This window comes from bacterium (assembly GCA_040753085.1).
GTDB lineage: Bacteria > UBA9089 > JASEGY01 > JASEGY01 > JASEGY01 > JASEGY01.
Genome location: JBFMHI010000166.1, coordinates 1 through 6048 on the forward strand (window position 1 = coordinate 1; position 6048 = coordinate 6048).

The following is a 6048-nucleotide window of genomic DNA, read 5'->3' on the forward strand; positions in this document are numbered from 1 at the left end:
TAGCAGCAAAAATTGGAGCAAAGGCTCTTATGTAACCAAGTATAGTAGCGGGAAAAAATGTATCCATAGCTTTTTCCTCCTTAGTAAGGTTCTTTACTAAGAAGTTCGGATACTTTTTATCCCAAGATAAGTGTTAATATCTCTAACGGCTATTAAAAAGTGCAAAAGTATAGGATTCAATAAATGGCCGAAATGATGAACATCATCCGAAAAAAATTACTTGACAGAAAATATCTTTGTAGTATAGTAGACAAATAGGTCAGTCATATAGTATTGTCCGGCCACATTGGCGTTGTCCGAGAGAATTATAAAAGCACCCCGAAACAGGGAAACACCGATTATACAGATTACACCGATTGTATACTTTGTAAGTGTTCAGCCACAAAGACACTAAGACACAAAGATTAAAGAATTATTTTTTAATAGCTCAACAGAGCATTAGGCCACAAAAGATGAAAGGAGGAAAGGAATGGGATTGACAAAAGTCACGACAAAACTTACGAGTCTCAATATCCCTCATGGAACATACGAAGAGATCTTTTTAGTAGATACCGGAGCCACGGACTCTATGGTTCCTGCTGACAAATTGGAAGAGATTGGAGTTGTCAAAGAGGGAAGGATGTCCTATGAACTGGCTGATGGAACTGTAAAGGAATATCCTTATGGTCTTGTTCGGATTGAGTTCATGGGTGAAACTACTGCTGGCCGTGTTATTTTCGGAGAACGTGATTCAGAACCTATCTTAGGTGTCACTGCATTAGAATCTGTGGGAATAATGGTTGACCCTACGACTAAAACCTTGAAAAGACTGCCAGCAATCCCACTGAAGTAACAGTTATTGGCTTGTGAAAAAGTATGAAACCTAACAACTTGCTGCAGCCGACCACCAAAGGCGGCAGCTGAGCGAGGAAATTTTTTGATTGACATACAAATTTGTAAGTGTTCAGCCACAAAGACACTAAGACACAAAAATAGAGCAGTAGAGCAGTAGAGCAACAGAGCAGTAGTTAAAGACTTTTCTGAAAGTTCCAGAACTGCTGATCTATTGCTCTAATGTTCTCTACGACACATACTTTTGTGTCTTTGTGCCTTGGTGGCTGAACGGTTACTATACTTTTTTAGTAATCGGTGAAATCTGTGGTTTCTTTTGGTGGCAGCTAGGCGGCGATATGTAGTATTTACCAATCACCATCGAGGAGGGAATATCCAAAAGTGCGTAAGACCTTTCTAATAGCTCTGATTTTTTTGTTGCTTGCTTCCGAGGGGGCATCGGAAGAAATTTTGACGCTGGAAAAATGTGTGGAATTGGCCCTTAAGAATAGTCCGGCTATCCATCAGGCCTGGCTCGAAAAAGAGAAGGCGGTGGTAAAGATAAAGGAGGCCAGGACTGCCTTCTATCCCCAACTTGAACTCTCAGCAAACTACACCCGCTTAGATGAGTCACCATCCATAGAAGGAGGCTCCTTTGGGGGTATTTCATTCGGAGATATCTCCTTCGGTGATGATGATATTTACAGCCTCAAAGGGAGTGCCCAACAACCCATATATACGGGTGGCAAGATTGATACCTCCTACCGGATAGCGAAAATTTCCAAAGAGCTGGCTGATTGGGATTACGAAAAGGTAAAAGCCGATCTTATCCTGAAGGCTAAATCCGCTTATTTTCAGGCACTGAAGGCGGAGAAATTCAAGCTGGTGGCCGGGGAGGCAGTCCGTCAGGTTGAGGCACACCGGGATTTGACTTCTAACCTCCTTGAAGCCGGAATTGTCGCTAAGCTGGACCTCTTGAAAGCTGAGGTAGTTCTGGCTCAGACCAAACAGAACTTGATAAAGGCCGAAGATGGTTTAAAGATGGCCCAAAGTAATCTTAATATCCTTTTAGACCGGCCCATAGAGGAAAAAGTTGCCCTGGAAGAATTAGAGGACTATAAGCCCTTAAATTTAACCCTGGACACCTGCCTTAAGAGAGCCATGGCTGACAGGCCGGAACTTAAGCAGATGGAGATGAATATTGCCCTGGCCAAACTTGGCCTCAAGTTGGCCAGAAGTTCTTATTATCCTAAGGTGGCTTTGATCGGAGATTATGATTACCAGAAGGGATCATCTCAGGCACCGGAAGATTGGGAAGGCTCATGGAGCATTACTCTATCCGGAAGCATTAATCCCTGGGACTTTGGAAAGACCCGCTCTCAGGTAAAGGTGGCTGGATTAGAACTGAGCCGGGTAGAAGATGGCCAAGCCCAACTGGTGGATGGGATTACTTTAGAAGTGCAGCAGGCTTATCTGGCCTCTCATACGGCTTTCTCTTCCATCGAAGTAGCCAAAGAGGCTATTGGTGAAGCTGAGGAAGGTCTTCGGATTACAGAAGAAAAGTATAAGGTAGGTATGGCTACCTCAACTGATGTCCTGGATGCCCAGACAGACTTAATTTCTGCCAGAACCAATTATTATACAGCCCTTTATGATTATTTCATTGCCATGGCTGAGCTTTCTAAGGCTACGGGGGAAAAATTTCCTTATAACCTGGATAGGCAATAGTGCCTTGTTGATATATCCTTTCTTTTGGGGAGTAGGTGCATGTTTTGATGTTTTAATGTAACCGTTCACCTCAGCACGGAGACACAGAGACACTGAGAAAAATCTAAAGGACAAATCTCTTAATTCCATCTTTCAAAACAGGTATTAAGTGCTTTTTTCTAAAATCATTCTCCGTGTCTCTGTGGTAAACGATTACAATTGAAGAATATATTCAGGTTTGCCGATAAATGAAATAGGGAGCAATTAATTTGAAAAATAGCGGAACCGAGCAGACAAAGGGAAAACAAGCAGGAGGAAAGGGGATATGATGAACACACCATTAATTCATTCCGACCCATCCATTATGATGGGAAAACCTGTGATTACGGGGACTCGAATCACCGTTGAACTGATTTTAGAAAAGTTATCTGCGGGAGAAACCATTGAGCAACTCCTGGAAGCCCATCCCCGTTTGACCAAACAGGCCATTTATGCGGCATTCGCATTTGCAGCCCAAGCCCTTCGCAGTGATGTTATTTATCCTGTATGGGAGAAAGCCGCATGAATCTTGTTGCAGACGAAAGTGTGGATAAACCCATTGTGGATCGGTTACGAGACGAGGGATACGATGTGTGGTATATTACCGAAATGTCACCAAGCCTTACTGACGAAAGCGTCCTTCACTGTGCGAATGTCCGTCAAGCCTTGTTGCTGACTGCCGACAAAGATTTTGGAGAAATGGTCTATCGTCAAGGGTTGATCCATGGTGGGGTTGTGTTGCTCAGGTTAACGGGGTTGACGGCCATAACCAAAGCGGACATTATGTCCAAGATGTTTGCTGAGCATGCCTCAGAGTTACTGGAAGCGTTTAGTGTCATAACCCCAAATATGATACGGATTCGTCGGTCATAACTGGCTCATTCGCTAACGAATCGCTGAAGCTGACCCTTTTATGGTTCGCTGGGGTCATGTCTTGGCTCTTGCCGCTGAGGTCACATCTTAGTGAGGGATTTATAAAAGCACTTGAGGGACCGCTTGTTCGTAGTCTTTTACCAGAGAAGACTGGTAGACCAATTTCTCGCTCGCCACTGCACTCCAAATGTCTCCTGCGGAAGAGGTATATTGGACAGAAGCTCGTATAACCATCCTGTCCGCTCATTGCTTATAACCTCTAACCATACAGGTCGAAAAGTTGCCCTGGAAGAATTAACGGCTTTCTCTTCCATCGAAGTAGCCAAAGAGGCTATTGGTGAGGCTGAGGAAGATCTTCGGATTACAGCAGAAAAGTAGTTTTTTGACAAAAATCTCAAGAGACGTTATACTTAAGGCCTGGTGATGGGTAGTCTGGTGTCCAGTAGTCCGGGTGGTAGACACCAGGCCACAAATACCAGGCAGGCGAGGAAAGATTCCGGAATGAAAATCAATAGTCTTACTCGTATCCTGGGTATTATCGGTCACCCCCTTAAACATACCCTTTCACCGGCGATGCACAATGCCGCCTTGGAGGCCCTTCAGCTAAATATGATTTACCTCCCCCTGCCGATCAACCTGGATAATTTTAAGACGGCCGTGAAAGGCATCCTCTCTCTCGATAATTTAGTCGGCCTTAATGTAACCATGCCTTACAAGGAAAGAGTGATCGAGCTTTTGGACGAAGTCTCCCCTGAGGCGACTACCTTAAGGGCCGTTAATACTATTGGTAGAAATAAGGACAAGTGGGTTGGCTACAATACTGATGGAGAAGGTTACATTAACTCCTTAAAGAATCTGGAGATAGATATAGCCGGTCAGAAGGTGGTCATTATTGGCGCCGGTGGGGCCTGCCGGGCAGTGGCTTTCAGCCTAGCCAAAGCCGGCATCGTTTCTCTGGTCCTGGTCAACAGAACTGTAGAGCGGGCCGTAACTTTAGCGGCAGAGATCAAGAAGTTCATTGGAGACATAGACATCACCGCTCTTGGCCTGGAAGATGCCAGAGTGCCTGAATATATAAACCAGGCCCACTTGTTAATTAATGCCACCTCTTTGGGGATGAAACCTGATGACCCCTGGCCTATTGATCCTGGCCTTATTCATTCTGGATTGATCGTCTCTGACCTGATTTATAACCCTAGAGAGACCACTTTGCTCAGAGAAGCCAGGCTCAGGGGGGCAGAGACAGTCGAGGGGATGGGTATGTTCGTCCACCAGGGCGCCCTCGCCTTTGAGTTGTGGACAGGACAAAAGGCCCCGCTTGAAATTATGCGGCAGGTGGTGGAAAAAAAACTGTAACCGTTCACCTCACCACAGAGACACTGAGAAAAATCTAAAGGACAAGTCTCTTAAGGGGGTCTCTGTCGTTCAAAATTTAGACCACACAAATAGAGTTTATGACAAAGGCATTCTTCGTAGGCTGACTCTAATAAACCAGGACCTAAATACCTATGAACTTCTATTACTGACCCAATTATTTGCTCTGTAAGTGCTTTTTCTAAAATCATTCTCCGTGTCTCCGTGTCTCTGTGGTGAACGATTACGAGTTTACAAAATGGAGGTGGTAGGGATGAAAACAATAGAGGTAACAATTTCCGAAGAGATAATAAGTTTAGTAGGTTCGGAAGAAGAGTTCAGAAAAGAGGCAAAGGAAGCATTTATCTTAGACCTTCATGCTTATAGCCTTAACCCGCATCGGTCATCTAAATATCATGGAAAAGATGGTAAAAAATTTGATAATTCCCTCGGCTGTTTATGAAGATATAGTGATTAAAGGGGTTAACAGGATAGGTGCGATTGAATTAAGAGAGGCTAAATGGATTGAGAAAAGAGATGTCTCTGACCGAGAGCTGGTGATGAGATTGAATGTCATCTTAGGACATGGAGAAAGCGAAGCGATTACTCTTGCTAAGGAGATCAAGGCTGATCTGATAATTCTTGACGATGATAAGGCCAGAAAAATTGCTATATCAGAAGGGCTTAAGGTTAGTGGGTTATTGGCCCTCCTTATTCAGGCAAAAGAAACTGGTATTATCAAAAGGATTAGACCACTTATAGAAGAGTTAAAAAATAAGGGATTTTTGGGACGGTTCAAAATAGTCCATTTTCTTGTGAAACCTTGCGACCTGTAGTGAGCTTTTAGCCCCGTAGGGGCGATATATTTATAGCGAGAATGCCAACCCCTACATCTCAAGCCCCGTAGGGGCGATATATGTAAAAACATATCGCTCCTACGGAGCTTTAACATATGGTTGTGCCTGGGGAACTATAAATATTCTGCCCCGCTGGGGCTATTGTCGATAATTTTTAGAGCCTATCCCAAAACCTCTCCAGTGTGACCAGAAGCCGAGTTTCTTCAAGAAACCAGGTTTCTATCGCGGAGGTTTTGGGATAGGCCATTAGTCGCAAGCTTTCACAGCAAGGTGAACCGTCCCGGTATTACCTTTATGACCCTTTTGGCCACCATTAGGTTTGCTGCCTGGTTTTCGAAGACTACTTGTTCGGGGTTTTTTGAGTCCATCACTGGAAGGAGGCTTGCTACTATTTTTGCTGTTTTTGGCC

General features: G+C 44.2%; 8 protein-coding genes and 2 pseudogenes. 8 read left to right on the forward strand and 2 right to left on the reverse strand.

Annotation, left to right across the window (positions count from 1 at the left end):
- Window positions 1-469 precede the first annotated feature (469 nt).
- The 6 genes from AB1797_12470 to AB1797_12495 all read left to right on the forward strand — a co-directional run bounded on the left by AB1797_12470 (window position 470) and on the right by AB1797_12495 (window position 4785).
- Window positions 470-832, forward strand: coding sequence for a retroviral-like aspartic protease family protein (locus tag AB1797_12470; protein ID MEW5768411.1), 363 nt, complete (start codon window positions 470-472; stop codon window positions 830-832).
- 413 nt (window positions 833-1245) lie between these two features.
- The gene (locus tag AB1797_12475) at window positions 1246-2538 is read left to right on the forward strand and encodes a TolC family protein (protein ID MEW5768412.1); all 1293 of its coding nucleotides are present in this window, start codon (window positions 1246-1248) and stop codon (window positions 2536-2538) included.
- A gap of 304 nt (window positions 2539-2842) precedes the next feature.
- Window positions 2843-3082 carry a DUF433 domain-containing protein gene (locus AB1797_12480; protein ID MEW5768413.1) on the forward strand — a complete coding sequence of 80 codons (240 nt, stop codon included), beginning with the start codon at window positions 2843-2845 and terminating at the stop codon, window positions 3080-3082.
- Window positions 3079-3429 (forward strand): DUF5615 family PIN-like protein, encoded by a 351-nt coding sequence (locus AB1797_12485; GenBank protein ID MEW5768414.1) that lies wholly within the window; start codon window positions 3079-3081, stop codon window positions 3427-3429. The genes AB1797_12480 and AB1797_12485 overlap by 4 nt, the downstream gene beginning before the upstream one ends.
- Before the next feature lie 246 nt (window positions 3430-3675).
- Window positions 3676-3807, forward strand: coding sequence for a hypothetical protein (locus AB1797_12490; GenBank protein MEW5768415.1), 132 nt, complete (start codon window positions 3676-3678; stop codon window positions 3805-3807).
- A gap of 123 nt (window positions 3808-3930) precedes the next feature.
- Entirely contained in the window at window positions 3931-4785 is an 855-nt protein-coding gene (locus tag AB1797_12495; protein ID MEW5768416.1) for a shikimate dehydrogenase, read from the forward strand.
- Window positions 4786-4844: 59 nt separating this feature from the next.
- On the opposite strand, the pseudogene AB1797_12500 reads toward AB1797_12495, so the two are convergent.
- Window positions 4845-4994, reverse strand: a pseudogene (locus tag AB1797_12500) (GxxExxY protein).
- 62 nt (window positions 4995-5056) lie between these two features.
- Between AB1797_12500 and AB1797_12505 the strand changes: the two are divergent.
- A complete protein-coding gene (locus AB1797_12505; protein MEW5768417.1) occupies window positions 5057-5245 on the forward strand; it encodes a hypothetical protein in 189 nt (62 codons plus the stop codon).
- The gene (locus tag AB1797_12510; GenBank protein MEW5768418.1) at window positions 5199-5618 is read left to right on the forward strand and encodes a DUF3368 domain-containing protein; all 420 of its coding nucleotides are present in this window, start codon (window positions 5199-5201) and stop codon (window positions 5616-5618) included. Before AB1797_12505 ends, AB1797_12510 begins: the two co-directional genes overlap by 47 nt.
- Window positions 5619-5921: 303 nt before the next feature.
- Here AB1797_12510 and AB1797_12515 read toward each other — a convergent pair.
- Window positions 5922-6048: pseudogene (locus tag AB1797_12515) on the reverse strand (DUF6444 domain-containing protein).

Coding starts and splice junctions, on each gene's coding strand:
- AB1797_12480 (MEW5768413.1), top strand. CDS start 2,843: ATGATGAACACACCATTAATTCATTCCGACCCATCCATTATGATGGGA.
- AB1797_12485 (MEW5768414.1), top strand. CDS start 3,079: ATGAATCTTGTTGCAGACGAAAGTGTGGATAAACCCATTGTGGATCGG.
- AB1797_12505 (MEW5768417.1), top strand. CDS start 5,057: ATGAAAACAATAGAGGTAACAATTTCCGAAGAGATAATAAGTTTAGTA.
- AB1797_12495 (MEW5768416.1), top strand. CDS start 3,931: ATGAAAATCAATAGTCTTACTCGTATCCTGGGTATTATCGGTCACCCC.
- AB1797_12470 (MEW5768411.1), top strand. CDS start 470: ATGGGATTGACAAAAGTCACGACAAAACTTACGAGTCTCAATATCCCT.
- AB1797_12510 (MEW5768418.1), top strand. CDS start 5,199: ATGGAAAAGATGGTAAAAAATTTGATAATTCCCTCGGCTGTTTATGAA.